We start from the raw sequence: 2478 nt of genomic DNA, 5'->3' as shown, positions 1-2478 counted from the left end.
ATGAGCCTGCGAGTTTGCGGTGTGTTGCGAGGTTAACCCGTGTGGGGAAGCCGTAGCGAAAGCGAGTCCGAATAGGGCGATTCAGTAGCGCGCTCAAGACCCGAAGCGGAGTGATCTAGCCATGGGCAGGTTGAAGCGGAGGTAAGACTTCGTGGAGGACCGAACCCACCAGGGTTGAAAACCTGGGGGATGACCTGTGGTTAGGGGTGAAAGGCCAATCAAACTCCGTGATAGCTGGTTCTCCCCGAAATGCATTTAGGTGCAGCGTCGTGTGTTTCTTGCCGGAGGTAGAGCACTGGATAGGCGATGGGCCCTACCGGGTTACTGACCTTAGCCAAACTCCGAATGCCGGTAAGTGAGAGCACGGCAGTGAGACTGTGGGGGATAAGCTCCATGGTCGAGAGGGAAACAGCCCAGAGCATCGACTAAGGCCCCTAAGCGTACGCTAAGTGGGAAAGGATGTGGAGTCGCACAGACAACCAGGAGGTTGGCTTAGAAGCAGCCACCCTTGAAAGAGTGCGTAATAGCTCACTGGTCTAGTGATTCCGCGCCGACAATGTAGCGGGGCTCAAGCGTACCGCCGAAGTCGTGTCATTCACACAATAGGGCCAACGCCTGTGTGGATGGGTAGGGGAGCGTCGTGTGCCGGGTGAAGCTGCAGCGGAAGCTAGTGGTGGACGGTTCACGAGTGAGAATGCAGGCATGAGTAGCGATACACACGTGGGAAACGTGTGCGCCGATTGACTAAGGGTTCCTGGGTCAAGCTGATCTGCCCAGGGTAAGTCGGGACCTAAGGCGAGGCCGACAGGCGTAGTCGATGGATAACCGGTTGATATTCCGGTACCCGCTGTGAAGCGTCAAACATTGAACCAGGCGATGCTAAGTCCGTGAAGCCGCCCCGGAGCCTTCGGGCAAGGGGGAGTGGTGGAGCCGACGGACCAGACCTGCAGTAGGTGAGTGATGGGGTGACGCAGGAAGGTAGTCCATCCCGGGCGGTGGTTGTCCCGGGGTAAGGGTGTAGGACGAATGGTAGGCAAATCCGCCATTCACATAGTCTGAGACCCGATGCCGAGCCGATTGTGGTGAAGTGGATGATCCTATGCTGTCGAGAAAAGCCTCTAGCGAGTTTCATGGCGGCCCGTACCCTAAACCGACTCAGGTGGTCAGGTAGAGAATACCGAGGCGTTCGGGTGAACTATGGTTAAGGAACTCGGCAAAATGCCCCCGTAACTTCGGGAGAAGGGGGGCCATCACTGGTGAGGAGATTTACTCTCCGAGCTGGGGGTGGCCGCAGAGACCAGCGAGAAGCGACTGTTTACTAAAAACACAGGTCCGTGCGAAGCCGTAAGGCGATGTATACGGACTGACGCCTGCCCGGTGCTGGAACGTTAAGGGGACCGGTTAGTCAAGATTCGTCTTGGCGAAGCTGAGAACTTAAGCGCCAGTAAACGGCGGTGGTAACTATAACCATCCTAAGGTAGCGAAATTCCTTGTCGGGTAAGTTCCGACCTGCACGAATGGCGTAACGACTTCTCGACTGTCTCAACCATAGGCCCGGTGAAATTGCACTACGAGTAAAGATGCTCGTTTCGCGCAGCAGGACGGAAAGACCCCGGGACCTTTACTATAGTTTGATATTGGTGTTCGGTTCGGCTTGTGTAGGATAGCTGGGAGACTGTGAAGTGGGCACGCCAGTGTCTGTGGAGTCGTCGTTGAAATACCAGTCTGGTCGTGCTGGATGTCTAACCTGGGTCCGTGATCCGGATCAGGGACAGTGTCTGATGGGTAGTTTAACTGGGGCGGTTGCCTCCTAAAGAGTAACGGAGGCGCCCAAAGGTTCCCTCAGCCTGGTTGGCAATCAGGTGTTGAGTGTAAGTGCACAAGGGAGCTTGACTGTGAGACCGACGGGTCGAGCAGGGACGAAAGTCGGGACTAGTGATCCGGCGGTGGCTTGTGGAAGCGCCGTCGCTCAACGGATAAAAGGTACCCCGGGGATAACAGGCTGATCTTCCCCAAGAGTCCATATCGACGGGATGGTTTGGCACCTCGATGTCGGCTCGTCGCATCCTGGGGCTGGAGTCGGTCCCAAGGGTTGGGCTGTTCGCCCATTAAAGCGGTACGCGAGCTGGGTTTAGAACGTCGTGAGACAGTTCGGTCCCTATCCGCTGCGCGCGCAGGAACATTGAGAAGGGCTGTCCCTAGTACGAGAGGACCGGGACGGACGAACCTCTGGTGTGCCAGTTGTCCTGCCAAGGGCATGGCTGGTTGGCTACGTTCGGGAGGGATAACCGCTGAAAGCATCTAAGCGGGAAGCCTGCTTCGAGATGAGTGTTCCCACCCACTAGATGGGGTAAGGCTCCCAGTAGACGACTGGGTTGATAGGCCAGATCTGGAAGCCCGGTAACGGGTGGAGGTGACTGGTACTAATAGGCCGAGGGCTTGTCCTCAGTTGCTCGCGTCCACTGTGTTGGTTCTGAA

At 56.7% G+C, this 2478-nt stretch carries 1 rRNA gene; it reads left to right on the top strand.

The features are described from left to right. Nucleotides 1-2447: ribosomal RNA gene (locus STRTUCAR8_RS42130) — 23S ribosomal RNA — on the top strand; the annotation flags it as partial. Nucleotides 2448-2478: the final 31 nt, after the last annotated feature.

This window comes from Streptomyces turgidiscabies Car8 (assembly GCF_000331005.1).
GTDB lineage: Bacteria > Actinomycetota > Actinomycetes > Streptomycetales > Streptomycetaceae > Streptomyces > Streptomyces turgidiscabies.
Note: the sequence above shows the minus strand (reverse complement) of the source record. Positions and strands in the feature narration are given on the sequence as shown.